The 25,572-nt window shown below is 72.5% G+C and carries 19 protein-coding genes and 5 pseudogenes; 16 read left to right on the top strand and 8 right to left on the bottom strand.

Annotated elements, in window-relative coordinates; all coding sequences use genetic code 11:
* Positions 1-135: 135 nt before the first annotated feature.
* The 3 genes from ACFWFZ_RS00790 to ACFWFZ_RS00780 all read right to left on the bottom strand — a co-directional run bounded on the left by ACFWFZ_RS00790 (position 136) and on the right by ACFWFZ_RS00780 (position 3,164).
* Entirely contained in the window at positions 136-498 is a 363-nt protein-coding gene (locus ACFWFZ_RS00790; protein ID WP_387114533.1) for an ArsR/SmtB family transcription factor, read from the bottom strand.
* A 130-nt stretch (positions 499-628) separates the two neighbouring features.
* Entirely contained in the window at positions 629-1,738 is a 1,110-nt protein-coding gene (locus ACFWFZ_RS00785; RefSeq protein ID WP_387114530.1) for an NADH:flavin oxidoreductase/NADH oxidase, read from the bottom strand.
* 79 nt (positions 1,739-1,817) lie between these two features.
* Positions 1,818-3,164, bottom strand: coding sequence for a wax ester/triacylglycerol synthase family O-acyltransferase (locus tag ACFWFZ_RS00780; RefSeq protein ID WP_387114527.1), 1,347 nt, complete (start codon positions 3,162-3,164; stop codon positions 1,818-1,820).
* Between the two features lie 212 nt (positions 3,165-3,376).
* On the opposite strand from ACFWFZ_RS00780, the gene ACFWFZ_RS00775 reads away from it, so the two are divergent.
* The 3 genes from ACFWFZ_RS00775 to ACFWFZ_RS00765 all read left to right on the top strand — a co-directional run bounded on the left by ACFWFZ_RS00775 (position 3,377) and on the right by ACFWFZ_RS00765 (position 6,177).
* Positions 3,377-4,468, top strand: coding sequence for a WD40/YVTN/BNR-like repeat-containing protein (locus ACFWFZ_RS00775; protein WP_387114524.1), 1,092 nt, complete (start codon positions 3,377-3,379; stop codon positions 4,466-4,468).
* An 11-nt stretch (positions 4,469-4,479) separates the two neighbouring features.
* The gene (locus ACFWFZ_RS00770) at positions 4,480-5,166 is read left to right on the top strand and encodes a uracil-DNA glycosylase (protein ID WP_030657563.1); all 687 of its coding nucleotides are present in this window, start codon (positions 4,480-4,482) and stop codon (positions 5,164-5,166) included.
* Between the two features lie 96 nt (positions 5,167-5,262).
* Complete coding sequence (locus ACFWFZ_RS00765; RefSeq protein WP_387114521.1) at positions 5,263-6,177, top strand: sirohydrochlorin chelatase; 915 nt, start codon at positions 5,263-5,265, stop codon at positions 6,175-6,177.
* 95 nt (positions 6,178-6,272) lie between these two features.
* Here the strand turns inward: ACFWFZ_RS00765 and ACFWFZ_RS00760 are convergent, their stop codons facing one another.
* The 3 genes from ACFWFZ_RS00760 to ACFWFZ_RS00750 form a co-directional block, all read right to left on the bottom strand.
* Positions 6,273-7,349 carry a lactonase family protein gene (locus tag ACFWFZ_RS00760; RefSeq protein WP_387114518.1) on the bottom strand — a complete coding sequence of 359 codons (1,077 nt, stop codon included), beginning with the start codon at positions 7,347-7,349 and terminating at the stop codon, positions 6,273-6,275.
* A gap of 54 nt (positions 7,350-7,403) precedes the next feature.
* The gene (locus ACFWFZ_RS00755; protein ID WP_387114515.1) at positions 7,404-8,540 is read right to left on the bottom strand and encodes a nitric oxide synthase oxygenase; all 1,137 of its coding nucleotides are present in this window, start codon (positions 8,538-8,540) and stop codon (positions 7,404-7,406) included.
* Positions 8,541-8,795: 255 nt separating this feature from the next.
* On the bottom strand, positions 8,796-9,383 hold the full coding sequence (locus ACFWFZ_RS00750) for a GNAT family N-acetyltransferase (protein ID WP_387114512.1): 588 nt from the start codon (positions 9,381-9,383) through the stop codon (positions 8,796-8,798).
* 141 nt (positions 9,384-9,524) lie between these two features.
* Between ACFWFZ_RS00750 and ACFWFZ_RS00745 the strand changes: the two are divergent.
* The 10 genes and pseudogenes from ACFWFZ_RS00745 to ACFWFZ_RS00700 all read left to right on the top strand — a co-directional run.
* Positions 9,525-10,481, top strand: a pseudogene (locus ACFWFZ_RS00745) (UvrD-helicase domain-containing protein); the annotation flags it as partial.
* 120 nt (positions 10,482-10,601) lie between these two features.
* Positions 10,602-10,853, top strand: a complete 252-nt coding sequence (locus ACFWFZ_RS00740) for a ParA family protein (protein ID WP_387114509.1) — start codon at positions 10,602-10,604, stop codon at positions 10,851-10,853.
* Positions 10,854-11,229: 376 nt separating this feature from the next.
* Entirely contained in the window at positions 11,230-13,629 is a 2,400-nt protein-coding gene (locus tag ACFWFZ_RS00735) for an IPT/TIG domain-containing protein (protein ID WP_387114506.1), read from the top strand.
* Between the two features lie 329 nt (positions 13,630-13,958).
* Positions 13,959-14,840 (top strand): hypothetical protein, encoded by an 882-nt coding sequence (locus ACFWFZ_RS00730; RefSeq protein WP_387114504.1) that lies wholly within the window; start codon positions 13,959-13,961, stop codon positions 14,838-14,840.
* Between the two features lie 112 nt (positions 14,841-14,952).
* Complete coding sequence (locus ACFWFZ_RS00725; protein ID WP_387114502.1) at positions 14,953-15,090, top strand: hypothetical protein; 138 nt, start codon at positions 14,953-14,955, stop codon at positions 15,088-15,090.
* A gap of 65 nt (positions 15,091-15,155) precedes the next feature.
* A pseudogene (locus ACFWFZ_RS00720) lies at positions 15,156-15,380 on the top strand (IS3 family transposase); the annotation flags it as partial.
* A 184-nt stretch (positions 15,381-15,564) separates the two neighbouring features.
* A pseudogene (locus ACFWFZ_RS00715) lies at positions 15,565-15,681 on the top strand (IS3 family transposase); the annotation flags it as partial.
* The gene (locus tag ACFWFZ_RS00710; protein WP_387116229.1) at positions 15,681-15,956 is read left to right on the top strand and encodes an integrase core domain-containing protein; all 276 of its coding nucleotides are present in this window, start codon (positions 15,681-15,683) and stop codon (positions 15,954-15,956) included. The pseudogene ACFWFZ_RS00715 and the gene ACFWFZ_RS00710, both read left to right, overlap by 1 nt.
* Positions 15,865-16,143 (top strand): annotated as a pseudogene (locus ACFWFZ_RS00705) (N-terminal phage integrase SAM-like domain-containing protein); the annotation flags it as partial. The gene ACFWFZ_RS00710 and the pseudogene ACFWFZ_RS00705, both read left to right, overlap by 92 nt.
* 55 nt (positions 16,144-16,198) lie before the next feature.
* Positions 16,199-17,536: pseudogene (locus ACFWFZ_RS00700) on the top strand (ATP-binding domain-containing protein); the annotation flags it as partial.
* Here the strand turns inward: ACFWFZ_RS00700 and ACFWFZ_RS00695 are convergent.
* Entirely contained in the window at positions 17,526-19,028 is a 1,503-nt protein-coding gene (locus ACFWFZ_RS00695) for an FUSC family protein (RefSeq protein ID WP_387114499.1), read from the bottom strand. The pseudogene ACFWFZ_RS00700 and the gene ACFWFZ_RS00695 overlap by 11 nt on opposite strands.
* A gap of 369 nt (positions 19,029-19,397) precedes the next feature.
* Between ACFWFZ_RS00695 and ACFWFZ_RS00690 the strand changes: the two genes are divergently transcribed.
* Together ACFWFZ_RS00690 and ACFWFZ_RS00685 are read left to right on the top strand one after the other, a co-directional pair.
* Positions 19,398-19,868 carry a MarR family winged helix-turn-helix transcriptional regulator gene (locus ACFWFZ_RS00690; protein ID WP_387114496.1) on the top strand — a complete coding sequence of 157 codons (471 nt, stop codon included), beginning with the start codon at positions 19,398-19,400 and terminating at the stop codon, positions 19,866-19,868.
* A gap of 139 nt (positions 19,869-20,007) precedes the next feature.
* A complete protein-coding gene (locus ACFWFZ_RS00685; RefSeq protein ID WP_387114493.1) occupies positions 20,008-23,058 on the top strand; it encodes a BTAD domain-containing putative transcriptional regulator in 3,051 nt (1,016 codons plus the stop codon).
* 179 nt (positions 23,059-23,237) lie between these two features.
* Here the strand turns inward: ACFWFZ_RS00685 and ACFWFZ_RS00680 are convergent, their stop codons facing one another.
* On the bottom strand, positions 23,238-23,447 hold the full coding sequence (locus ACFWFZ_RS00680) for a hypothetical protein (protein WP_387114490.1): 210 nt from the start codon (positions 23,445-23,447) through the stop codon (positions 23,238-23,240).
* A 198-nt stretch (positions 23,448-23,645) separates the two neighbouring features.
* On the opposite strand from ACFWFZ_RS00680, the gene ACFWFZ_RS00675 reads away from it, so the two are divergent.
* Positions 23,646-25,520, top strand: coding sequence for a BTAD domain-containing putative transcriptional regulator (locus ACFWFZ_RS00675; RefSeq protein ID WP_387114487.1), 1,875 nt, complete (start codon positions 23,646-23,648; stop codon positions 25,518-25,520).
* Positions 25,521-25,572 lie beyond the last annotated feature (52 nt).

The following is a 25,572-nucleotide window of genomic DNA, read 5'->3' as shown; positions in this document are numbered from 1 at the left end:
AAGGCGGAGGGTCCCGGCGCGTACCGGACGTATGTGTGTGGCCCGACAACGCGGCGAGGCGCCGTGCCGGGCGCCGGTCACCGCACCAGGCCTGCGGGATTCGCGTTCCGGAACTCGCCGGCCGCCGGTGGGGCGTCAGGCGCCGGTCGCCACGCGGGTGAGCCGGGATGCCTCGGCGGCGGCCGCCGTCAGGACGCTGTCGAGGAGGCCGGGGAAGAGCGCCTCCAGGTCGTCCCGCCGCAGGGCGTTGAGCTTGGTGGTGCCCCGGTAGGCCTGGCGTACGACACCGCTCTCCCGTAGGACGCGGAAGTGGTGGGTGGTCGTGGACTTGGTGACCGGCAGGTCGAAGTGCGAGCAGGCCAGGTCGTCCGCCGAGCCGGCCAGGTCCAGGACGATGGAGAGCCGCACCGGGTCGGAGAGGGCGTGCAGGACGCCCTCCAGGCGGATCTCGGCCGCCTCCGGGTGGGCCAGGGTGCGGGAGGTGTCCCGATCCGTCATGTCCCTGCTCCGCTCACTCGGCTTGGTCCGGGCCCCCATGGTACGAGAGCCGTCGAAGGAAGCGTGGAGCCGGGGAATTCGGCGGGTACCGGTGGGTGCGGCCGCGTCCCGCGCCGCGGCCGCACCGCCGTCACCAGGACCGGTGGTACTGCTCGGGCGTACGGATCTCCGCGCCCAGTTCGTCGGCCGCGCGGCGGGCCCAGTACGGGTCGCGCAGCAGCTCGCGGCCCAGCAGGACCGCGTCCGCCTCGCCGTTGGCCAGGATCTTCTCGGCCTGACCGGGCTCGGTGATCAGGCCGACTGCGGCCACGGGAAGGGACGTCTCGGCCTTCACCCGGGCGGCGAACGGCACCTGGTAGCCGGGGCCGAGGGGGATACTCACGCCGGGGGCGAGGCCGCCGGTGGAGACGTCGAGGAGGTCCACGCCGTGTTCCTGGAGGAGCCGGGCCAGACGCACGGTCTCGTCGGCGGTCCAGCCCTCCTCCTCCAGCCAGTCGGTGGCGGAGATCCGGAAGAACAGCGGGAGCTCCTCGGGCCACACCGCCCGCACGGCGTCCACGACCTCCAGGGCGAAGCGGGTCCGGTTCTCGAAGGAGCCGCCGTAGGCGTCGGTGCGCTTGTTGCTGTGCGGGGAGAGGAACTCCCCGATGAGGTAGCCGTGGGCGCCGTGGATCTCGACGACCTCGTAGCCGGCGGCGAGCGCCCGCTCCGCCGCGGCCGCGAACTGGCCGGTGATCTCCGCGATCTCATCGGCCGTCAGCTCGCGCGGCACCGGGTGGCTCTCGGCGAACGGCACGGCGCTGGGGGCGACCGGCTGCCAGCCGTGCGCGTCGGCGCCGACGGGTGCGCCGCCCTTCCAGGTCCGGTCGGTGGACGCCTTGCGGCCGGCGTGGGCGATCTGGATGCCCGGGACGGTCCCCTGGGCCTTGAGGAAGCCGGTGATCCGGCGCAGGGCCTCGACCTGGGTGTCGTTCCAGATGCCGAGGTCGTACGGGGAGATCCGGCCCTCCGGGGAGACCGCGGTGGCCTCCTGGATGACCAGGCCGGTGCCGCCGACCGCGCGGGCGGCGTAGTGGGAGAAGTGCCAGTCGTGGGCCACGCCGGCGTTCGGCCCGAAGGCCTCGGCGCTGTACTGGCACATCGCGGCCATCCACACCCGGTTGGGGACGGTGACCGATCGCAGGGCGTAGGGCTCGAACAGGGCAGCGAAAGCGGCAGGTACGGCGGGGGCAGCACTCATCGGGGCTCTCCAGAGGTCACCGGGCGCGCCGGGATCGGCGGCTAAGTACGAGGATCACCATACTACGAACCCCCTCGTACTACGAGACTTCTCGTACAAGCGCGTCGAGTTCCGCACGCAGCGCCCCGGCCAGCGCCGCCAGGTCCGCAACGGCGGCCGCGTCGGCGACCAGCCCGTAGTACACCGTCCCCTTGTAGGTGGAGACCGCGACCGCAAGGGACTGGCCGCGGGCCAGCGGGGCGAGCGGGTAGACCTCGTGGACCCTGCTGCCGCCGAGGGAGAAGGTGAGGCCGGGCAGCGGGACGCTCGTGACGAGGATGTCGTAGAGCAGCCGGGCCGCCTGGGCGACGAGGGGGCCGCCGAGCCGGTGGCCGAGCGGGTGGACGTGGTCCGCGAGGAGCGCGACGGCCCCCGCGCCCCGGGCGGGCCCCGCGTCCTTGTTGCGGTCCATGCCGGCGCGTACGCGGTCCAGTCGGCGCAGCGCGTCGGGCTCGGCCAGCGGCAGCCGGAGCAGGTAGCCCGAGAGCCGGTTCCCGGCGCCTTCGAAGCCGCGGGGGCCGCGGCGGCGGGAGACGGGGATCAGGGCCCGCGGCCCGGCCCCCAGGGGTTCGGGGTCGCCGCGTTCCGCCAGCCAGCGCCTCAGGGCGCCCGCGACCAGGGTGATCAGCACGTCGTTGACGGTGCCGCCGGCCCCCTTGCGGATCAGGTTGACCTCGTCCAGATCGAGGGCGAGGCCGACGACGGTACGGGTGCCCGCGCCGGCGGGGTCTGCCGTCAGCGCGGCCGGGACCCCGAGCGGCAGGCCGCCGCGGGCCATGGCGGCGCCGATCTCCAGGGCTTGGCCGACGCCCTGGACGCGGGCGGCCAGGACTCCGGGGAGCCGGCTCAGGACGGAGCCAGCCCGCTGTCCGGGGACGGGGACCGGGCGCACGGGTGTCCGCGGCCCGGGGACCTCGTCGAACAGTGCGGCCGCGAGGGCGAGTGCGCCCAGGCCGTCGGCGAGGGCGTGGTGGAACTTGAAGAGCACGGCGAAGGTGTCCGGATCCGGCCCGGCCAGCACGTGCGCCTCCCACGGCGGCAGCTCCCGGTCCAGCGGGCGGGCCATCAGCGGTCCGGCGGCCTCGTGCACGCGGGTGCGGTCCGTGCGGACGAGGAAGACGTGCCGCGCCGGGTCGAAGCCGGGGTCCGGCGACCAGGCGGCGGCGCCGAGCGGCAGCAGCACGTCCCGGATCCGGCGGCGCAGGCCGGGCACGGCGGCGCAGCGTGCCGCCAGGAGCGCGGCGGCGCGCTCGGCGGCGTGCCCGTCGCCGGAACCGGGGTGTCCGGCGGCGCGGAAGACGGCGAGGGCGCCCAGGTGCATGGGATGGTCGGCGGATTCCATCCGCCAGAAGGCGAGATCGAGTGGGGACAGGTGCTCGGTGGCCACATACGTCCTCTCACGGGCTGCAGCAGTGGCTTGAAGTCAACCCATCGCGAGCACCCCTATGCAAGGCGCAATCATTTTCGGGCGGTAAATGATCGGTATAGATCATCCGATGTGAGCTGCGCTGCGCCCACCGGGCTCCTGTCGGTGGGCGGGTGCAGACTGGCCGGAAAGACGCTTCGCGAAGAAGGCGACGAGGTCCGGAGGTGCCGGCCATGGCCGACGTACTGCTGCTCGTGGGAACCCGCAAGGGGCTGTTCATCGGCCGTCGCCGGGGCGACGGACCGTGGGAGTTCGGCGGTCCCCACTTCAACGCCCAGGCGGTCTACGCGGTCGCCGTCGACCGGCGGGGGCCGGCCCCGCGGCTGCTGGTCGGCGGGGACAGCACCCACTGGGGGCCGTCCGTCTTCAGCTCCGACGACCTGGGGGCGACCTGGCGGGAACCGGCCCGTGCGGCGGTGAAGTTCCCCCAGGACACCGGCGCCTCGCTGGAGCGGGTCTGGCAGCTCCAGCCGGCCGGGGCCGAGGCCCCCGACGTGGTGTACGCGGGGACGGAGCCGGCCGCACTGTTCCGTTCGACGGACCGGGGCGAGTCCTTCGAGCTGGTCCGCCCCCTGTGGGAGCATCCGAGCCGCGGCAAGTGGGTCCCGGGCGGCGGCGGCGAGGGCCTGCACACGGTGATCACTGACCCCCGCGACCCGGACTCGGTGACCGTGGCCGTCTCCACCGCCGGGGTGTTCCGGACCAGGGACGGCGGGGCCAGCTGGGAGCCGTCCAACCGGGGGGTCTCGGCGGTGTTCCTGCCGGATCCGAACCCCGAGTTCGGCCAGTGCGTGCACAAGATCGCCCAGGACGCCCGCGACACGGACCGGCTGTACCTGCAGAACCACTGGGGCGTCTACCGCAGCGACGACGCGGGGGCCCGCTGGCTGGACATCGGCGGCGGGCTGCCCTCCGACTTCGGCTTCGCGGTGGCGGCCCATCCGCACCGGCCGGACACCGCCTACGTCTTCCCGCTCAACGCCGACTCGGACCGGGTCCCCGCCGAGCACCGGTGCCGGGTCTTCCGTACCGAGGACGCGGGCGCCACCTGGGAGCCGCTGACACGCGGGCTGCCGGACTCCGACCACTACGGCACGGTGCTCCGGGACGCGCTCTGCACGGACGACGCGGACCCGGCGGGCATTTACTTCGGCAACCGCAACGGCGAGCTGTACGCCAGCCACGACGACGGCGACAGCTGGCAGTTGCTCGCAGAACACCTGCCGGACGTCCTGTGCGTGCGGGCGGCGACGATCGGCCAGTAGAGTGATCCACCGTGGCAGCACGACCGTTGAACGAGATCGTCGAGCCGGGCTGGGCCCGCGCTCTGGAGCCGGTGGCGACGCAGATCGCCGCGATGGGCGACTTCCTGCGAGCCGAGATCGCGGCGGGGAGGACGTACGTCCCCGCCGGGGCCAACGTGCTGCGCGCCTTCCAGCAGCCCTTCGACGAGGTCAAGGTCCTCATCGTCGGCCAGGACCCGTATCCGACGCCGGGGCACGCGGTGGGCCTGTCCTTCTCGGTGGCTCCCGACGTTCGGCCGGTGCCGCCGAGCCTGGACAACATCTTCCTGGAGATGCACCGGGACATAGGGACCGGCCGGCCCGCGAACGGCGACCTCACCCCGTGGACCCGGCAGGGCGTGCTGCTGCTCAACCGTTCACTCACGACGGCGCCCCGCCGGTCGAACGCGCACCAGGGCAAGGGCTGGGAGGCGGTCACCGACCAGGCGATCCGGGCCCTGGCCGCGCGGGGCAAGCCGCTGGTCTCCATCCTGTGGGGCCGGGCGGCCCGCAACCTGCGGCCGCTCCTCGGCGACCTGCCGGTGGTGGAGTCCTCGCACCCCTCCCCCAAGTCGGCGGATTACGGCTTCTTCGGGTCGCGGCCGTTCAGCAGGACGAACGAGCTGCTGGTGGGCCAGGGTTCACAGCCTGTGGACTGGCGCTTGCCGTCCGTCAGTTGATCGTATCTGCAATTCAGCGGATAAATACGGACAGATACGGCGCGGGAAGGCCCTGCCCGAACACCTTGTTCCGATAAGCCAGTAGCATGCGGCGCCATGAGCTCCCCCACTGGCCCCGCAAATGGCCTGCCCGTACGAATGCCGCGACCCCGCCCGACCGGACGGCACCGCCGGCCCGAGCCCGCGGCGGCGCCCGAGGGCGCGCCCGCGCTGGTGCTCGCCGTGCCCGGTGTGCCTTCGGCCGCCTCGCGGGGGCTGGCGGAAGAGATCATCAGCATCGGCCGCTCCGAGCTGCCGGGCCTCGACGCCCGCATCGGATTCCTCGAAGGTGACGACGCCTCCGAGTTCCCGTCCCTGTCCGGCGTGTTGAGCGCCGTCGCGGCCGACCGGACCGCGCGTGCGGAGTTCGCGCGCGCCGCCGGCCACGAGGTGCCCGAGCAGACCGGCCCGGACGCCGTGGTCGTCCCGCTGCTGGCCGGACCGGACAGCGACCTGCTGCGCCGGATGCGCCAGGCGCTGATGGACTCCTCCGCCGCCGCCGAACTGGCCGACGTCCTCGGCCCGCACCCGCTGCTGGCCGAGGGCCTGCACGTACGCCTCTCCGAGGCCGGCCTGGCCCGCGCCGACCGCGCCCGCCTCTTCACCGTGACCACCGCCGCCGACGGCATCGTCCTGGCCACCACCGGTGGCGAGGAGGCCGTACAGGCCGCCGGGATCACGGGCATGCTGCTCGCCGCCCGGCTCGCCGTGCCCGTCCAGGCCGCCGCGCTGGACCAGGAGGGCTCGGTGGCCGCGGTCGCCGAGCAGCTGCGCCGCGAGGGCTCCACGCAGCTCGCGCTCGCCCCGTACCTGATCGGCCCGGAGGCCGCGGACGGGTTGCTGGACACCGCCTGCAAGGAGGCGGACTGCGCCACCGCCGAGGTGCTCGGCGCCTACCCGGCGCTCGGCAAGCTGGCCGTCGCGCAGTACACGGCGGCTCTGGGCATCCCCCAGGGCTCCCCTGCGCACTGATCCGCCGCCCGACACGACGCGAAGGCCCCCGCAGCCCCGGTTTCCCCGGGGGCGGGGGCTTCGCGCCGTCCGGACCCGGGCCGCAGGGCGCTGGTTCAGGTGGCGGACACTCCCAGGACCACGCAGGTGGCCGCGGGTACGGGCAGCGAGCCCGCCCGATGCGGCCGGCCGGTCAGCGGCTCCACGTCGAAGCAGGTGACGTCGCCCGAGTGCTCGTTGGCCACGTAGAGGCGGCTCCCCGCGGCGTCCACGGCGAGGTCCCGGGGCCACGCGCCGCCGCAGTCCACCGTGCCGGCCAGCCGCGGTTTGAGGGACCCGTCGGCGAGCGACAGTGTGACGATCACGTCGGCCCCGCGGACGGCCGCCCAGAGGAACCGCCCGTCGGGCGAGGCCACGACCGCCGACGGATACGCCCGTACGGCACCTGACGCCCCCGAGGAGGCGAGCGGAACCTCGCGGACCGGTTCCAGGTGCCCCGAGACGCCGTTCCACCGGCAGACGGTCACCTGCGGCTCCAGCTCGTGCAGGACGTAGACGGTCTCGCCCTCCGGGTGGAAGACCAGGTGGCGCGGCCCGGTCCCGGCGCGCAGCGGCGTCTCGGCGTGCACCCGTAGCCCGCCCGTGACCGCGTCCGGCACGCAGACGCGGACCGAGTCGGTGCCGAGGTCCACGCTGAGGACCCAGCGGCCGGTCGGGGCGGGCAGCACCTGGTGGGCGTGCGGCCCCGCCTGCCGTGCGATGTCGGGGCCGGAGCCCCGGTGCGGGAGGACGCGGGCCGGGCCGTCCGGGCTGCCGTCGGCGGCCAGCACGAGGCTGCTGACGCTGCCCGAGGCGTAGTTGGCGGTGAACAGGCGTCGTCCTACGACGCTGACGTGGGTGGGTCCGGAGCCGCCGACGCGCACGGGGGCGCCCAGCGGGGCGAGGCCCCCGGCGGTGGGCCGGAAGGCCGTGACCTCGCCCCGCTCGGTCTCGCTCACCGCGTAGAGGACGCCGGTGTCCCGGTCGAGGGCGAGGTACGACGGATCCTCGGCGGTGGCGACCGAGAGCGGGGTCAGCGCCCCGGTCGTCGGATCCACGGCCGCGATGGTCACACCGCGGCCGCCCCCCGAGGTGAAGGAGCCGATGTAGGCCCGGTGTTCGCCGCTCCGGTCCGTGCTGTCAGCGCCGCCCACAGGAACCCCTCTCACCGCCGTCGGATCCGTCCGGAGCAGACGGTAACAGAAGGTCTAGACCAAATCTCGTCCCTGGGCCCGGTCCTGTGCGCCGGGGTGGTGGACGTAGGCCGTACTGCTGGGCCGGTCCTCGTAGGTGCGGTGGAAGACGGGGGTGGCGGAACCGGAGATCGGCGGCACGATCCAGGACCAGTCCGCGCCCACCTCGCGCCCCTTGCGCTCCTCCCGTTCCAGGTGGGAGAGGAAGCGCCGGGATTCGCTGTGGTGGTCGGCGATGGTGACCCCGGCGCGGTCGAAGGAGTGCAGGACCGCCCGGTTGAGCTCGACGAGGGCGCGGTCCTTCCACAGGGAGCGGTCACTGGAGGTGTCCAGGCCCAGACGGCGGGCGACGGCCGGCAGGAGGTTGTAGCGGTCGGTGTCGGCGAGGTTGCGCGCGCCTATCTCGGTACCCATGTACCAGCCGTTGAAGGGGGCGGCCGGGTAGTGGATGCCGCCGATCTCCAGGCACATGTTGGAGATGGCGGGTACGGCGTGCCAGCGCAGGCCCCAGTCGGACCAGCCGTCGCCGTCGGGGTGGTCGATGGGCACCTCCAGGACGGCGTCCGCGGGGGTGTCGAACCAGCGTGGTTTGTCGTCGACTCCCTGGACCACCAGGGGGAGGAGGTCGAAGGGGGTGCCGGCGCCGCCGGACCAGCCGAGCTGGAGCAGGGCCTCGGTCAGCGGGGCGTTGCGGGCGTCGCCGACGGTTATGGAGGGGTGGTCGCCGTAGCCCGCGTACCTGACGAGCTGCTCGCTCCAGATCACCGGCCCCGCCCGGTCCGGGGTGTCGGGGGCGAAGACCGTGATGGTGGGTCTGACGCGGCCGCCGTTCGTCGCCTCGCGCAGGTGGTCGAAGCACTCGGCGGCGATCGCGTCGGCGTCGGTGAGCCCGCGGCGGTCGCGGACCCGCAGCGAGTTCCAGTAGAGCCTGCCTATGCAGCGGTTGCTGTTGCGCCAGGCCACGCGCGCTCCGTGGACCAGCTCAGCGGGCGTGTGCACGTAGGTGCCGGTGTCCGCGAGCTCCGCCCGCACGGCGGCGAGCCGGGCGCTCGGATCACCCGCGTCGGCGTTCTCCCTGTGGAAGAGTCGGATGAACTCCTCGGCCGCCTGCCACACCTGCTCGGTGGTGGAGCGCTGTTGAAGAATTTCCATTCCGGCGGGTTACCCCCTGTCCGACCAGATCCACCCTGTACGTGCCGCATGAATGTGCAGTAAACAATTACCCGTTGTACCTGCCGCAGGTCAGCGGCGTGCGGCACGAACTCCTAGAACACTCCTCCGGGTGATCCTCATGGATCGGGCTGCGGACAGGGGGCGTGCAGGCGTACGATCCGGCGCGTTCGGAGAACTGACGGAGTGCCGGGCGCTCCGCGCACGGCTGCACGTGCGCGCGGGGGTGCCCGAGGGTCAGCGGCAGGGGCGGCTCATGAACAGCGCCTGCTCGCCCGCGGCGGGCGTGCCGGCGTAGAGGGCGGTGTCGAGGCCGCAGAAGGTGAACCCCATGCGCCGGTAGGCGTGCACGGCGGGGGCGTTGACCGAGCTGACCTCCAACCAGAGGTGTTCCGCGCCCCGTTCGCGGGCGAACGCGGCGGCGCGCTCCATCAGGGCGCTGCCGACCCCGCGGCGCCGGTGGCCGGGCGCGACCTCGATGTCCTCGATGGTCAGTCGCCGGTTCCACGCGGCGTAGCCGACGGCGGCGAACCCGCACAGCTCGCCGCCGTCGAGGGCCACGAAGGTGCGCGCGTCCGCGTCCACGTCGGGGCCGCGGGCGCCGGCGAACCCCTGCTCGTCGTGCTCCTCGGGCGGGAACACCTTGTGCACGGGGGGGTCCACGGGGACCTCGCGGAGCAGGAAGCCCCAGCCGTCGCCGGAGGCGGTCACCTCGAAGACGGTGGGGGTGGTGAAGGAGCTGTCCAGGGCCTCGATGGCGCCCGCGTCCTCGGGGCGGGCGACGCGGTAGACGATTTCGCCGGCCGGGCCGTGTGGGGTGGTCATGAGATCCACCGTACGCAAAAAAATCCCCCGGCCGAATTCGCTGCCGAGGGAGGAGAAGGCGTATATTGAATGATTCGCGACTTCCTCTTGAACGAAGGCGCGAAAAGCTCACGAGGACACTTTATCGCGGCTGGAGTGGAATTGTCAACCGAGGAATTCCGGAAAGAGCAGCAATTCATCACCGATCTCTATCGGCGCCTCGACGACCTGCGCGACCAGGCCGAACAAGCGGTCGAAGGGGCGTTGCGGGACGTCGGAACCGGCTTTCAGGCGCGCCTGGAGCGCGATGTCCTGGTGGCCGAGCAGTCCGGTCTGCTGTCCGCCCTGAATGCCGGTGAGAACGGCCTCTGTTTCGGGCGTCTGGAGTTCTCCGACGGCGGCGACCACCACATCGGCCGCATCGGGATCCGCGCCGACGACACCGACCGCACCCCGCTGGTCCTGGACTGGCGGGCCGAGGTCGCCCGCCCCTTCTACCTCGCCACCGGCCACACCCCCATGGGGCTGCGCCGCCGCCGGCACATCAGCAGCCGGGGCCGGGTGGTCACCGCCCTGCACGACGAGATCCTCGACCTGGCCGACGCGGAGCGCACGGGCCACGAGGGGGCCGACGCGGACGCGGTGCTGCTGGCCGCGCTGGACGCCGCCCGGACCGGCCGCATGCACGACATCGTGCGGACCATCCAGGCCGAGCAGGACCGGGTCATCCGCTCCACGCACCGCGGGGTGCTGGTCGTCGAGGGCGGGCCCGGCACCGGCAAGACCGCGGTCGCGCTGCACCGTGCCGCGTACCTGCTGTACGCCCACCGCGAGCTGCTCGCCAAGCGCGGGGTGCTGATCGTGGGACCGGGTCCGGCCTTCCTGGGCTACATCGGCGGGGTGCTCCCGGCGCTCGGCGAGACGGGCGTGCTGCTGTCCACGCCCGGCGAGCTGTTCCCCGGGGTCCACGCCACCGCCGCCGAGCGCCCCGGGGCCGCCGCGGTCAAGGGCCGCGCCTCCATGGCGCGGGTCCTCGCCCGGGTCGTGGCCGACCGGCAGCGGTTGCCGGAACACGTGCCGGCGGACACCGGCGAGGAGTACGACACCGTCCCCGAGGCGGGAGCAAGCCAAGCAGCCGCTTCTCGACCTGACTGTTGTCATAAGCGGTGACCGGTTCGGCGGACGCCTGCGGATCCTGCCCGCCGCGTTCGCGCATTCCTCCTCGACTCAGGGCTCACTATGTTCCGCGGTCCACGCGAGGCCACCCTCGAGCGGGCGCTCGCCCCGCTTGAAGAGCACGTCGACGTCATCGTCGTGGACTCACCGCCCAGCCTTGGACTCGCCATGGACGCGGCCCTCAACTACGGCCGCCAGCGCGACGACGAGAAGCCAGGCTCATCCGGTCTCGTCATTCCCGTAGAAGCAGAGGACACCTCAGCGCAGGCTTACGGCATGCTGATCCAGCAGATCGACTCCCTCTCCAGGGACTAATGTTTTCCGGCCCGGCTCTGGCCCACGGTCTACCGCCGATGTCCAGCGGAGCAGGGCCCGGGTACGGGCCGGGCTCCGAGGACGTCGACGACGGCCGAGGTGCTCTCCTAACCATGCAGGACACCGTCCCAGCGATGACTCCGCGCGCTCGGCCATACGGGTCGAATTCAGTCGGCTGCGTAGACGCGGTTTGCCGGCGGTGCCTTACTGCTGTGAGTGAATTCCGGCGGGCCGCCCATCCCTCACCGGGGGTGGACGGCCGTGCCGAGGAAGAACATGTGACCTCGGTATGGCTGCAGTGTGAGCACCCCCGCTGAGGAGACTTCACCACCCCCCAGGTGGGTGGTTGACGGCCCCTGAATCGAAGGAGGCTGTCATGGATACGATAGGCACGTGGACCACCGCGCAATCGCTCCCGCTGCACATGGCCGGGGTGAAGGCGACGTCGATGAGCCCCACGGGGCGAGAGATGTCGGCGGCAGCTGTCGCCGCCATGCTGTCGCAGGGGGGCGTCCTGCCCGGCGCAACGCTTACGTTTGAAGGCGGACTTGCAGCGATGACGGCGCCGGCCGTGGCGATGCTGCTCGCCAATGCGCTGGTACCCGTCGGGACCGGGCCGATCGGTGTGGCGATCACGCCGAACGGCAGCTTCGCCTACGTGGCGAACAACGGTGACTCCACGGTCAGCGTCATCGACACCGCCACGAACCTGGTGACCGCCACCGTCACGGGCCTGAACGGACCGATCGATGTGGCGATCACCCCGAACGGCAACTTCGCCTATGTCACCAACGGCAGCGGCAACACCGTCAGCGTCATCGACACCAGCACAAACACGATCACCGGTCTTCCGATCACCGTCGGTGCCAACCCGTTCGAGATCGACATCACCCCGGACGGTGCATTCGCCTACGTCGCGAATCACGGCAGCGGCACGGTCAGCGTCATCGACACCAGCACAAACCTGTCGACGGCCACCATCACCGTCGGCAGCCTGCCGAACGGCGTGGCAGTGAGCCCCGACGGCCTGACCGTCTACGTCACCAACTCCGGCAGCGGCACGGTCAGCGTCATCGACACCGGCACGAACCTGGTGACGGCCACCGTCGCCGTCGGCAGCACCCCGATCGGCGTGGCGTTCACCCCTGACGGCAACTTCGCCTACGTGGCGAACAACGGCTCCAGCACCGTCAGTGTCATCGACACCACCACCGGCCCCCCGAGCGTCGTCACCACCATCAGCGGCTTCGGGACCCCGGCCGGTGTGGCGGTGAGCCCTGACGGCACCCGGGTGTTCGTGGTGAACTTCGGCACGAACAACGTCAGCGTGATCGACACCGGTACCAATACGATCCTCACCACCCTGACCGTGGGCACCCAGCCCTCCCGGGACGCGGTGACGCCGGACGGCAACTTCCTCTACGTCACCAACAACGGAAGCAACAACGTCAGCGTCCTGCAGATCCGACCGATCGTCACCAGCATCACCCCGGCATCCGGCTCGACGCTCGGCGGGGAACCGATCACGATCAGCGGCAGCGGCTTCACCGGCGCGACCGCCGTCACGCTCAACTCCACCCCCGTCGCCGGTTTCGTCGTGGTCGACGACAACACCATCACGGCGATCACACCGGCACACGCCGCCGGAACCGTCCAGGCGAGCGTGACCGTGCCCCTGGGCACCGGAACGGGCGGCAGTTTCACCTTCGTCGTCCCCGCGCCAGTGATCACCAGCATCAGCCCGGCCTCGGGCACCACCTCCGGCGGCACCCTGGTCACCATCACCGGCACCAACTCCACCGGCGCGACCGCCGTGAGCATCGCCGGAACCCCGGTCACCAGCTTCCAGGTGGTCGACGACACCCACATCTCCGCGATCACCGCGCCGCACGCACCCGGTACCGGCCTGGTGTCCGTCACCACTCCCGGAGGCACCGCCACCGGACCGGTGACCTACACCTATGTCACCCCGGCCCCGACGATCAGCGGCTTCACCCCCGCCTCCGGCAGCACCGCGGGCGGCACCCAAGTCACCATCACCGGCACCGGGTTCACCGGCACCACTGCGGTCAGCCTCGCCGGGGCTCCCGCCGCCAGCTTCCAGGTGCTGAACGACACGACCATCGTCGCCATCACCGCGCCACACGCCCCCGCGAGCGGCCCGGTCACCGTCACCACCCCCGGTGGAACGGCCATCAGCGCCACCAACTACACCTACGTCACGCAGGCTCCGACCGTCACCGCGATCTTCCCCACCAGCGGCCCGGCCGGCGCCAGCACCCAGGTCGCGATCAGCGGCACGGGCCTGAGCGGCGCGACCAGCGTCACCGTCAACGGCACCCCGGTGCCTTTCACCGTCATCTCCGACAACCAGATCACCGCGACCCTGCCCCCGCACGCGGCCGGAACCGTCGCCGTCACCGTCACCACCCCCGGAGGCAGCGCCAGCATCCCGTTCACCTACACCGGTGACCGCACCCGACTGACCGCCACCCCCGCGATCGTGCAGATCTTCCCGCCCCACCCCTACGCCGGGATTCTGACCGCGACGCTGACCGACCTCGACACCGGACAGCCCCTCGCCGGACAGCCCGTCACCTTCACCACCGGCAGCACCACCCTCTGCACCTCGGTCACCGACGCCCAAGGCGTAGCGGTCTGTCCCGCCACCCTGGCGTTGCCGCTGATCATCCTCAACGGGGGATACACCGCCACCTACGCGGGGAACGCCAGCCACCAGCCCGCCACCGCCCACGGCGCCGTCATCACCGTCTGACAGGCCCAACGGCACTTCCGAGCCCGCGCCGACGAGCATGGCTCCTGGCGCTGCCGGGCCGCCGGCCCTCAACAGTCGGACAGCGCTCCGGTCAAGAGGCGCAAGAGAACCTGAAATGTGACGCCAACCCGGCCCACCTGAAGGTCAATTCATTCGACTGGCGCTACCGGCCCTCATAGCCCGCTCCGGCGAAATCTGGCCGGACGCCGACCCATGCCATGACCGCAATTCGACAAGGCGGCACAAGGCGCCGAATCGAACCGCAACCGTTCCCGGGCGCACCGCGAAAGCCCGTGAACTCTCCGTTTCCACCTATCCTAGGAGCAGCAATGAAGCACAACCGAACGGCAATCTGCACACTCGCCACCGTGGCCGGCGCAACGCTCGTGGCCACCGGCCTCGCCATCACACCGGCAGCCGCACAGACTTTGGTCCCGTGCTCCCCCGCCGCACTGGCGAGCGCCATCACCACGGCAAACACCTCAGGTGGCACGCTCATCCTGGCACCGGGCTGCATCTACGCCCTGCCCAGCCCCCTGCCGCCCGTCCAGAACACGATCAACATCCTGGGCAACGGCGCCACCATCACCCGCGCAGGATCGGCCCCCGCCTTCCGTATCCTCAAGGTGGACGCCTCAGGAAAACTGAGCTTGGCTCACACCACCATCAGCAACGGTGACGCGACAGGAGACTTCGGCGGCGGCATCCGCAACGACGGAACCCTCAACGTCGTGCAATCCGTCATCCGCAACAATCGCGCCGACTTCTCCGGTGGAATCGGCGGCAACACCGGTTCCACCACCCGCGTCGCGCAGAGCAGCATCTCAGGCAACACCGCGATCCATAACGGCGGCGGTCTGGCCAACGACGGCGATATGACCATCGCCCAGAGTTCCATCACCCAGAACACGGCGCTGGAGAAGGGTGGCGGAGTGGCCAACGACGCGACGCTCAAGATCCTGCAAAGCGACATCCGACACAACGAGGCTCCCGGGCCGACGGGTGTCGGGGGTGGAGTCGCCAACTTCGGCGGGGCCGGAGCCACGACCACTCTCGTCCAGAGCCGTGTCGCTGACAACACCGCCACGAACGCTCCCGGCGGTATCTACAACGACAGCGGAGGCGTCGCACTCCTCCTCAGCTCCGTCCACAACAACCACCCGACCAACTGCACCGGCAGCCCCACCGCGGTGCCTGGCTGCCTGGGCTGACTCGCAACCGCACCCTCGCGAGAGCTCGACGGCGGCCGGACACCGGCCGCCGTCACCTCTGACACCTCGCGGTGGTGGAGACGGGAAGAGCTGTCTGCCAGTCCTCATCGGAATGTCGGGAGTGCGCAACGGGCTGACCAGCAGTGAGCGCGAGGAACTGGCCGCGTTGCGGCGGGAGAACCGCCGGCTGCGCGAGGATGTGGACATCCTCAAGCGGGCCACGGCTTTCTTCGCGAAGGAGACCCGGTGACGGTGCACCCGTTCACCGAGGCGGAGAAGCAGGCAGGTCACAGCGTCAAACGGGCGTGTGAGCTGATGAAGGTCTCCAGGACCGCCTTCTATGCCCGTCGCTCCGGCCTGCCCGGCCCCCGTGCGGTGCGGGATGCCGAACTGACCGAGCAGATCACCGAGGTCCATGCGAGATCGCGCGGAACCCACAGGGCCCCGCGCGTGCATGCCGTGCTCAAGCGCGAGGGCGCCGGGTGCGGCCGCCGTTGTGTCGCACGACTGATGCAGGCCGCCGGTCTGCAGGGCCGACACCGCGGACGACGGCATGTGACCACGGTCCCCGATCCCGGGGCGGCCTTCCGCCCCGACCTCATCGTCCGGGACTTCCAGCCCGACCGCGACGGGCTCGACGCCCGCTGGTGCGGCAACATCACGTATATCCCAACCGACGAGGGCTGGCTCTATCTGGCCGCGGTCCGACATCGCCTCCCGGCGCGTGGTCGGCTGGGCGACCGCCGATCACCTGCGAACCGAGCTGGTGGCCGACGCACTGACAGCCGCCTGCCGACAGCGTCGCCCCACCCATCCCGTGATCTTCCATTCGGATCGCGGGTGCCAGTACACCCGTCAGCAATTTGCTTCCGTGGAAACGAGGTTCGGGTTCGGCTGTCGGTCGGCCGCACCGGCCAGTGCTGGAACAACGCGCTCGCAGAGTCGTTCTTCTCGACCATCAAACGCGAACTGCTCGGCACCTCCGCCTGGCCCAGCCGGGCCGCCGCTCGCACCGCGATCTTCGATTGCATCGAAGGCTGGCACAACTTGCACCGACTGCACAGCAGCCTCGGCTACCTCAGCCCCGCCGAGTACGAGACCACACGCGCAGCCTGACCACCACACCAAACCCAAAGCGGAACAAGCTCACTCCGACTGGGCCGACCGCTGGTACGCGTCGGCAAGTGCGGAACTCAAGCCGAAGACACGGGCGCTGTACGAGGGACTGATCCGCCTGTGGATCAAGCCGCAGCTCGGGGCGTATCCCCTCAAATCGGTTCGGCCGATCACGGTGGCTGAATGGATAGCCAGCCTGCGCAAGAAGGGCCTGAGCCCGTCGCGGATTCGTTCCGCCTACGCTGGAGATCGACCACGACGACTACGGGACCCTGCTGCTGGACCGCACGATGGCCCACGAGGCGCGGGACCGGGCCCGGGCCACCGGGCTGCCGCACAACCAGGCGCGTCCTGTCTTCGCCTTCCGGATCATCGACGCGCTCACCGCGCAGCTCGCCGACCGGCTGGGCGCCGACCCGTACGGCGGTCCGAACCTGCTGGGCCCGGACGACGTGGCCCAGCTCGGCAAGGAGATCGCGGCGAGCCGCGCCGTGCACGCGGCCATCGACTCGCTGTGGCCCTCCCTCACCCCGCAGCGGCTGGTCGCCGACTTCCTGGCGGACCCCACGCACCTGCCCGCGGACGAGGCCCGGCTGATCCGGCGCACGCCCTCGGCCCGGCCCGACTGGACGCCGGCGGACGTACCGCTCCTGGACGAGGCTGCCGAGCTGCTCGGCGAGGACGACAGCGCGCTGCGCGCCGCCGAGGAGCGGCAGCGGAAGCGGCGGATCGCGTACGCGCAGGGGGTGCTGGACGTGTCCGCGGGTTCGCAGTCGTACGAGTTCGAGGACGAGGAGAGCGAGTACCTCGCGGCGCACGACATCATCGACGCCGAGCGGATGGCGGAGCGCCACGAGGAGGCCGACCACCGCAGCACCGCCGAGCGTGCCGCGGCCGACCGCGCCTGGGCCTTCGGGCACGTCATCGTGGACGAGGCGCAGGAGCTGTCGGAGATGGCGTGGCGGCTGCTGATGCGGCGCTGCCCGACCCGTTCGATGACGCTGGTCGGGGATCCGGCGCAGACCGGCGACGAGGCGGGCTGCGGGTCCTGGGAGCGGATCCTGGCGCCGTACGTCGGCGGGCGCTGGGAGCTGGTCCGGCTGGGGGTCAACTACCGCACTCCGGCCGAGATCATGGAGGTGGCGGCGGCCGTGCTGCGTGAACGCGATCCCGGATTCGAGCCGCCGCGTTCGGTACGGTCCACCGGGGTGCGGCCGTGGGCGCGGGAGGCCGGGGATCTCGCCGGGGCGGTCGCGCAGGCCGTGGAGCGGGACCGGCCGGCCGAGGGGCGGCTCGCGGTGATCGCGCCGCGGGAGCGGCACGCGGCGCTGGCGGCCGTGCTGCCGGGGGTACGGGAGGGCGCGGAGCCCGATCTGGCCCAGGAGGTCGTCCTGCTGGATCCGCGGCAGGCCAAGGGGCTGGAGTTCGACACGGTGATCGTGGTGGAGCCGGCGGAGTTCGAGCCGAGCGACCTGTACGTGGCGCTGACCCGGGCCACCCAGGCCCTGGGGGTGGTGCACAGCCCCGGCCGGCCGCCCGCGGGGCGGGCGGCGGCCTGGGGAGGGCTGCTCAGGCGCTGATGGCGTAGGGCGCCTTCGGGTCGCTGCCCAGCGGGGCGGCCAGTTCGGTGAGGGCCCGCTCCAGGCCCTGGAGGTGGGCGAGCGCGGGCTCGGCGGTTGCGGCGGGCGAGTCGGTGGTGCCGGCCGCCGCGGGTCCTTCGAGCTCCCGCTCGCCCGCGGTCAGCGCCTGTACCGCCGCCTCGACGCGCCAGCAGGCCGCGGCGAGGCGGGCGTCGTGGCCGGCGTCCGGGTCGGCGGCCACGGCGACCAGGCCGCGCACCTCGCGGGCGCAGTCGTCCAGCAGGGCGATGACCTGGCCGGCGCGGGCCTTGCGCGCGCGGAACGGGCTGAGCGGGTGGACCAGCGGCGCGAGCGCCATCCGGACCCGGGCCAGCAGGGTCTCCAGTTCCGCGGCGTGCGGGGCGGGATCGGCCGTCGGGGAGCCGGCGAGGCGGGCGGTGGCCTGAGCGGTGGCCGCGTGCACGCAGTGCAGGGCGCGCTGGATCCAGGCGTCGTTCGTGGCGTGGGTGGTGACCGGCAGGACGAGGACGACGGCCAGCGCGGCGCACGCGGCGCCCACGGCCGTCTCCTCCAGGCGCAGCACGAGCAGGCCGGGGTCCAGCACGCCGAGGAGGCCGTAGAGCAGCCCGGCCATGAGGGTGACCGCCAGGATCATCCAGCTGTAGGAGACGGCGGCGGTGTAGAAGATCCCGAAGACGCAGGCGGCGACGAGGAGGGCGGTGGGCAGGGGCGCGCCGTCGAGGGGGATGGCGATCAGTACGCCGGCGGCCACGCCGACGACGGTGCCCAGCACCCGGCGGAAGCCGCGGACCAGCGTCTCGCCGCGGGAGGCGGTGTTGACGAAGATCCACCACGCGGTGCCGACGGCCCAGTACCAGCGGTCCTCGGAGAGCACCTGGCCGACGGTGAGGGCGACGGCGCAGGCGGCGGTCGCCTGGAAGGCCTGGCGGGTGGTGTGCCGGGCCAGGCCGCGGCCGGGCAGTGGCGCGGGGGCGGCGGGAGGCGGGGTGCGCCGCTCGATGGGCCAGAGCAGGAACCGCACGGCGGCGGACGCGGCCAGGGCCAGGGCGACGGCAGCGTACAGCTCGGGGAGCTGGGCGGGTAGTGCGTGCAGGAACTGCGTGATGAAGAAGTTCATGAACGCGAAGATCCCGAGCGCGTGTCCGCGCGGGCCCCAGCGGCGGGCGTAGACCCCGCAGAAGACGACGAGGACGAAGGCGGCGTCCCGGAGCGGGGTCGCCCCGTGCAGGGCGGTGGCCAGGGCCAGGACCGGAAATCCGGCGGCGGGCAGCAAGGCGGTGGTGACGGCCTGGCGGCGCACGGTCGCGTCGGTGACGGTGAAGAGCGCGAGCAGGGCCGCGAGTCCGCCGGTGATGGAGGCGGTCAGGGAGAGACCGCACAGTTCGGCGAGGGCGACGGCGGTGCCGACGCCGATCACCGCGCGGGCCGAGGTCCTGAGCCTCAGACGCCCCGGATCCGGAGCTACGAACATCCTCTTCACAGCGGTGTGCCGCCCCCCTGCAGTGGTGCACGCCGGGCCGGCGCCGCCCGGGGGTGGTGGGCGGCGGACGGGCACGGCGAAGGCGCCGCGCTCCGGGACCGGCCTCGTTGCCGTCCGGCGCTGCGCGGCGCCGTAAGTACATGGATACGACACAGATAAGCACCTGGGGGCCCACTGGCTCAACTCGACCCCGTCGACCAGGGCCATTGGCGCAGCTACCGGAGAGTTCTGTCTGCCATGGGTCTGCCAACGGACCAGTCCGGCCCGGCACCTGCGCTCCGAGGCCGCACGCCTCTCGTCCGCGTGACCACGCGCTGTTATCGTGCAGCGACCCGGAGGGCGTACGGAAGGGGACCGGCGTTGACGCGTACAGCGGAGTCCGGGGAGGCCGAGGCGTTCAGCCGGGCCGCCGTGGCCGTCTTCCGGCTGAACGGCCGGTTCACCGCGGCCGTCGACCGGATGGCGCTGTCGTTCGGCCTGAGCGCGGCGCGCTGGCAGGTCCTGAGCGCGGTGACGGACGAGTCCCTGTCGGTCTCCGAGGCGGCCCGGCGGGTGGGGACCACCCGGCAGAGCGTCCAGCGCATAGCCGACCTGCTCGTTCGGCAGGGGCTGGCGGTCTACCTGGACAATCCGGCGCACCGGCGGGCGAAACTGCTCGCCGCCACCGAGCGGGGCGCGGCCGCGAAGCGGGAGATCGACTCCTGCCTGGCCGAACTGGCGCGGCAGCTGTGCGAGAGCCTGGGCGGCGAGGAGGAGGTGCGGCGAACGGCTGAGATCATTCGGGGGCTGTCGGCCGCGCTGCCCTCGGCCGGCACCGGCGACTCTCCGTGAGGAGCCCGCTCACCCCCACCGCCATACGGACAAGATGGCCTGAAACAGTCGCTGTTTTTCCCATGAGTTGACTGCACCGAGGAATCGTCTTTGCGGTACCGTTCGCGCCTGACGCGGGGTTTCAAAGGCGGGGGACCTGTTGAATCGGTTTGTCTTCAGACTGCTGGGGCCACTGCTCGTCCAGGCCGACGACGGCCCCTTGCGCATCAACGGCCGGCGCCAGGCGACGGTCCTCGCGATGCTGGTGCTCTATGCCGACCGCGTCGTCTCGGTGGACACTCTGGTGGACGCCGTCTGGCCGGATTCGCCTCCCGCGACGGCGCGCAACCAGATCGCCATCTGCGTGGCCACCCTGCGCAAGACCTTCAAGCAGGCCGGGGTGACCGATCTGCTGATCACCTCTCCCCCGGGCTACCTGCTGGCCAAGGGTGAGCACCGCGTCGACGTCCAGGAGTTCCTGGAGCGCGCCGAGCAGGGCCGCGACGCCGCCCGGCACGGCCGCACCGAAGAGGCCTGCACGCTGTTCGAGGAGGCGCTGAGCATCTGGCGGGGCTCGGCCCTCGACGAGACGCCCGGTTCCCGTCTGGAGGCCGAGGCGACGCGGCTGGAGCAGATGAGGCTCACGCTCATGGAGGAGCGTGCCGGTCTGATGCTCCAGCTGGGCCGCCACCGCGCGCTCATCGGGGAGCTCACCGAGCTGGTGGCGCGGCACCCGCTGCGCGAGCAGTGCCGCGAGCACCTCATGCTGGCCCTGTACCGGTCGGGTCAGCGGGCCGAGGCCCTCGACGTGTTCCTGACCGGCCGCCGGTTACTGACCGAGCAGCTCGGGATCGAACCCGGGCCGGGTCTGAGGCAGTTGCACGACCTGATCCTGCGGGACTCGCCGGAACTGACCCGGCCCCCGGCCGTGGTCGCCCCCGCGCCGGCCGCCGTGCACACGATCCCTGCGCAACTTCCCGCGGGGGTCATGGCGTTCACCGGGCGGCAGCGGGAGATGGCCTCGCTGGACCGGCTGCTGAAGGAGCCGTACAACCCCCACACCCCGGCGCTGGCGACGATCGTGGGCGTGGGCGGGGTGGGCAAGACGGCGCTGGCGGTGCACTGGGCGAGCCAGGTCGCCGACCAGTTCCCCGACGGCCAGCTCTTCGCCGATCTGCGCGGCTACGACGAGGAACAGGCGCCGGTCTCCCCCGCCGCCGTGCTCGACCGCTTCCTGCGCGCCCTCGGGATAGCCGCGCCCCAGGTCCCGGTCGATCCCGACGAGCGGGCCTCGCTGCTGCGGAGTCTGCTCAGCACCCGCAAGACGCTGATCGTCCTGGACAACGTACGCTCCTTCCACCAGCTCAGACCCCTGCTGCCCGGCGGCGGACGCAGCGTGGTGCTGGCCACCAGCCGGGAGAACCTGGGCGATCTGACCGGGGACTACACGGCGCTCAGCATCCGGCTGCGGATGCTGGAGCCGACCGAGGCGACGGCCCTGCTGATCAAACTCGCCGGGGCGGACCGGTTCGGCAGCGACCCGGTGGCGGTGGAGCAGCTCGGCGCGCTGTGCGACTGCCTGCCGTTGGCGCTGCGGATCGCCGGCGCCCGGCTGGCGGCCAAGCCCAACCTGAGCGTGCGGAGCCTGGTGGAGCGGCTGCGCGACCACCGGTCCCGGCTCGACGTGCTGAGCCCGGGCGAGGGCGGGGTGCGGGCCGGCTTCCGGCTCACCTACCGGGACCTGCCCGCGGAGGCGGCCCGGATGTACCGGCGCCTCGGGCTGCTGCGCACGGCGGACTTCGCCGCGTGGGCGGGGGCGGCCGTACTGGACACCACCGTGTGGCACGCGGAGGAGCTGATCGACCAACTCGTCGACGCCCAGCTGCTGGAGGTGGCCGAGGCGGCGCCGGACCGGGCGGCCCGCTACCGCTTCCAGGACCTGCTGCGGCTCTTCGCCCGGGAGCGGGCCGAGTCGGACGAGCCGGAGGGGGAGAGCGACGCGGCGCTGGAGCGGGCCTTCGGCGCCTGGCTCTGGCTGGCCGAGGAGGCGCACCGGCGGATCGACGGACGGGACTTCCCGGTGGGCCGGCCGGCCGCGCCCGCCCCCGGGTTCCTGGCGGAGCTCGCCGACGAGCTGCTGGGCTCGCCGATGGACTGGTTCGAGTCGGAGCGCACCGCGGTGACCGACGTGGTGGCTCAGGCGGCGGAGACGGGCCGGGCCGGCTACGCCTGGATGCTGACCGAGAGCGCGGTGCCGCACTTCGAGACGAAGAACTACCTGGAGGACTGGCAGCGCAGCGCCGAGCAGGCCCTGGCCTCGGCGCGGCGGGCCGGCGACGAACCGGGCGAGGCCACGATGCTGCGGCTCCTCGGGTCGCTGGCGATCTACCAGCGGCGCTACGAACAGGCCGAGGGCTGGAACATGGCCGCGCTGCGGCTGCTGCGCAACACCGGTGACCTGGGCGGGGCGGCGCTGGCCCAGCGGAACCTGGCGATGTGCGCGCGGTTCCAGGGGGACTGGGAGCGGGCGCTGGAGTACTGCGAGGCGGCGCTCAGCGGTTTCCACGCGTCCGGGGACATCGGGAACGAGGCCCATCTGCTCGGTTTCCAGGCGCAGATCGAGCTGGACCGGGGCAACGTCGGCGGCGCGCTGCCGTTGGCGCGGGAGGCGGTGGCGCTCAGCCGGGGTACCGGATCGGTGCGGGCGGAGGCCCAGAGCGTGTACCGGCTGGCCGAGGTGCGGCTGCGCGCAGGGGATCTCGGCGAGGCGGCCGAGGCGTTCGGTGCGGTGCTGCGGCTGACCCGCGGTGAGGGCGACCGGGTCGGCGAGGCCCACGCGCTTCGGGGCCTCGGGCAGACGCAGTGGAGCCAGGGCCTGCTGCAGGCGGCGGGGGAGACGCTGCGGCAGGCCCTGGAGATCACTGATGAGCTGGCGGACCGGTTCCTGTACGCCCGGGTGGAGACGGACCTCGGGTGCGTGGACGCGCTCGGGGGCCGCTGTGCGGAGGCGGCGGAGAGGTTCCGGCGAGCCTGTGCCGGGTTCGGCGAGGTCGGCGCGCAGCCCTGGCGGGTGCAGGCGGGCCGGCTGCTGGCGGCGGTGCGTGATGCGGGGGGCGGGGAAGCACCGGGCGGTGGGGGGCCCGGAGGGCTGCCGCATCGTTCCTTCACTCCGGAGGAGCTGACGGAGCTGCTGGCGCATCCGGCGGACTGACGCCCGTCCGGTACGGATCGGGCCGCGGCGGCGGAATGCGCGGACGTGCGGTTCTGCGGCGGTGCGGGTTTGCGGCGGTGCGGGTTTGCGGCGGTGCGGATCCGCAGTGGCGCGGTCGTCCCGGGCTGCGGTGGTGCGGGAGCGGCGCGGCACGTAGGCGGCGGGGCGCCGGCGGGCGGTCAGCCCCAGGGCATGTCGCCGTTCGTGCCGGCGGAGCCCGGGTACGAGGGGTGCAGCGGCTTGACGACTCCCCAGGGCATGTCGTCGTCCGCCTGGACGCTGCTGTTCGCCTGCGCCGTGACGGCCGTGGCGGCCCCCGTGCCCACGAACACTCCCGCAAGAACGACCAGGCAAGCGGCCGTCGTCTTCGCCGTCCGGGTGCTGCGCATCTCGGATTCCCCTCTCGGTGGATCGTCACTGCCGCTCGCTGCGGCACGAATGGAACAGTAGGGACGGCTCCTTTCTCTTCCGTGTTCCATCGATTTCGTGACCCCGGCCCCCTCGAAATCGCCACGATATCGAGGGGACAACGGGCTCCTCTAGCTTCGTTCGAAGATTCTTCTCAGGAATCACGGATGGGGCGGTACATGGAATTCCGAGTGCTCGGGCCAGTAGAGGTACGGCGGGACGGCCACCGGGTCGCGTTCTCCGGGGCGAAGCTGCACACCGTGCTCGCGGCGCTCCTCCTGGCCCGCGAAGAGGTGGTGTCGGACGAGCGGCTGTGCCGGCTGCTGTGGGGCTGGGCGCCCCCGGCCACCGTCAGCGCACAGCTCTACACCTACATTTCGCGCCTGCGCAAGATTCTCGGCGCCGACGTGGTGATCGATCGCAGACCACCGGGATATGCCATGAGCATCGGTAATGCGACCCTCGACCTGAACGAATTCGAGAAGCTGGCGCTCGGCGGCCGCGAGGCACTGGTCAAAGAGGACTTCGAAACGGCCGGTGAGCTGCTGCGCGACGCCCTGGCCCGGTGGAACGGGCAGCCCTTCGCGAACGCCACGGAATACCTCGCCGACGCCGAGGCGCCTCGGCTGACGGAGGCGCGGGCCGTCACCCTGGAGCACCGCATCTCCGCGGACCTCGCCCTCGGCCGGCACGAGCAGATCACCGGCGAACTCACCGGGCTCGTCGCCGAGTTCCCGCTGCGCGAGCGCATCCGGTGCCAGCTGATGACGGCCCTGTGCCGGTCCGGGCGGCAGGCGGACGCCATCCACCTGTACCACCACGGCCGGGCGGTGCTCGCGGACGAGCTCGGGGTCAATCCCGGCGAGGAACTCCAGGCCACCTACCGGGCACTGCTGGACGGCACGCTCGACCGGTGGCCGGGCTCCGCCCCCGCCGTACGGGCCGCAGCCCGGCCGCGGGCCGCCGGCCCGTCGGCCGGGACTCCGGCCATGCTGCCCCCGGACACCGTCGACTTCACCGGGCGGGGGCCGGAGCTGGAGCTGGTCTGCCGCGCCCTGACCCCCGACGGGCAGGGCTCCGGACGGCCCCGCCGGGTCCTGGTCACCGGCATGGCGGGGCTGGGCAAGACCGCGCTGGCCGTCCACGCGGCCCACCGCTGCCAGCGGCACTTCCCCGACGGGCAGCTGTACGCCGACCTGCGCGCCGCGGACGGCACCCCGCGGCACCCCGCCCGGGTGCTGCGCCGGCTGCTGCGGGCGCTGGGCCCGGCGGACGACGTACCGGTCACCGACGACCAGGACCAGCTGGTGCGCCTCTACCGGGAGCGGACCCGGGGCAGGCAGCTGCTCATCGTGCTCGACAACGCCTCGGGGGCCGCGCAGCTCGGTCCGCTGCTGCCCAACACCCCGGAGCCTGCCGTGCTGGTGACGGGGCGTACGGCTCTGCCGACCGTGGCCGGAGCGCACACCGTGGCCCTCGCGCCGCTGGAGCCGCGGGACTCGCTGGAGCTGCTCGCCGCGGCGGCCGGTCCGGCACGGGTGGCGGGCGCGCCGCGCGCCGCGTCCGCGATCGTCGAGCACTGCGCGGGCCTGCCGCTGGCACTGCGGATCGTCGGGACCCGGATCGCGGCCCGGCCGCACTGCACCCCCGACCGGCTCGCCCGCAGGCTGGCCGATCCGGTCACCCGCCTGCGGGAGCTGCACTCGGGCGACATGGACGTGCAGACCTCCCTGCTGCCGTCCTGGCGTGCGCTGGAGCCCGAGGTGCGGGCGGTGTTCCCGGCGCTGGCCGCGCTGGGCCCGGAGCCGTTCCCGGCCGCGGAGGCGGCGACGGCGCTGGACCTGCCGGAGGCCGAGGCCGAGCGGCTGCTGGAGGCGCTCGCCGACGCGGCCCTGCTGGAGGTCAGCGGCGCGGACGAGTGGGGGCAGCCCTGCTATCTCTTCCACCCGCTCGTGCGGCTCTTCGCGCTCTCCCTGGGGGAGGGGCGGGCGCCGGTGCCCGCCGACCGGGCAGGCCGCACGGAGCATAACCGGCGGCTAACTCACCGCCCCTAGCCTCGCCCTGCCCGGCAGCAGGGCGTCCCGGCCCGTATCCACCCCGAGCACG

Origin of the sequence: Streptomyces sp. NPDC060232 (genome assembly GCF_042726555.1) — a bacterium.
Taxonomy (GTDB): Bacteria; Actinomycetota; Actinomycetes; order Streptomycetales; family Streptomycetaceae; genus Streptomyces.
Note: the sequence above shows the minus strand (reverse complement) of the source record. Positions and strands in the feature narration are given on the sequence as shown.

Bases quoted from the DNA above. Each gene is read 5' to 3' on its own strand.
- ACFWFZ_RS00725 (WP_387114502.1), top strand. From the start codon at position 14,953: ATGTCGGGAGTGCGCAACGGGCTGACCAGCAGTGAGCGCGAGGAACTG.
- ACFWFZ_RS00695 (WP_387114499.1), bottom strand. From the start codon at position 19,028: ATGTTCGTAGCTCCGGATCCGGGGCGTCTGAGGCTCAGGACCTCGGCC.
- ACFWFZ_RS00675 (WP_387114487.1), top strand. From the start codon at position 23,646: ATGGAATTCCGAGTGCTCGGGCCAGTAGAGGTACGGCGGGACGGCCAC.
- ACFWFZ_RS00755 (WP_387114515.1), bottom strand. From the start codon at position 8,540: ATGGAAATTCTTCAACAGCGCTCCACCACCGAGCAGGTGTGGCAGGCG.
- ACFWFZ_RS00735 (WP_387114506.1), top strand. From the start codon at position 11,230: ATGGATACGATAGGCACGTGGACCACCGCGCAATCGCTCCCGCTGCAC.
- ACFWFZ_RS00765 (WP_387114521.1), top strand. From the start codon at position 5,263: ATGAGCTCCCCCACTGGCCCCGCAAATGGCCTGCCCGTACGAATGCCG.
- ACFWFZ_RS00740 (WP_387114509.1), top strand. From the start codon at position 10,602: ATGTTCCGCGGTCCACGCGAGGCCACCCTCGAGCGGGCGCTCGCCCCG.
- ACFWFZ_RS00790 (WP_387114533.1), bottom strand. From the start codon at position 498: ATGACGGATCGGGACACCTCCCGCACCCTGGCCCACCCGGAGGCGGCC.
- ACFWFZ_RS00730 (WP_387114504.1), top strand. From the start codon at position 13,959: ATGAAGCACAACCGAACGGCAATCTGCACACTCGCCACCGTGGCCGGC.
- ACFWFZ_RS00785 (WP_387114530.1), bottom strand. From the start codon at position 1,738: ATGAGTGCTGCCCCCGCCGTACCTGCCGCTTTCGCTGCCCTGTTCGAG.
- ACFWFZ_RS00775 (WP_387114524.1), top strand. From the start codon at position 3,377: ATGGCCGACGTACTGCTGCTCGTGGGAACCCGCAAGGGGCTGTTCATC.
- ACFWFZ_RS00680 (WP_387114490.1), bottom strand. From the start codon at position 23,447: ATGCGCAGCACCCGGACGGCGAAGACGACGGCCGCTTGCCTGGTCGTT.
- ACFWFZ_RS00750 (WP_387114512.1), bottom strand. From the start codon at position 9,383: ATGACCACCCCACACGGCCCGGCCGGCGAAATCGTCTACCGCGTCGCC.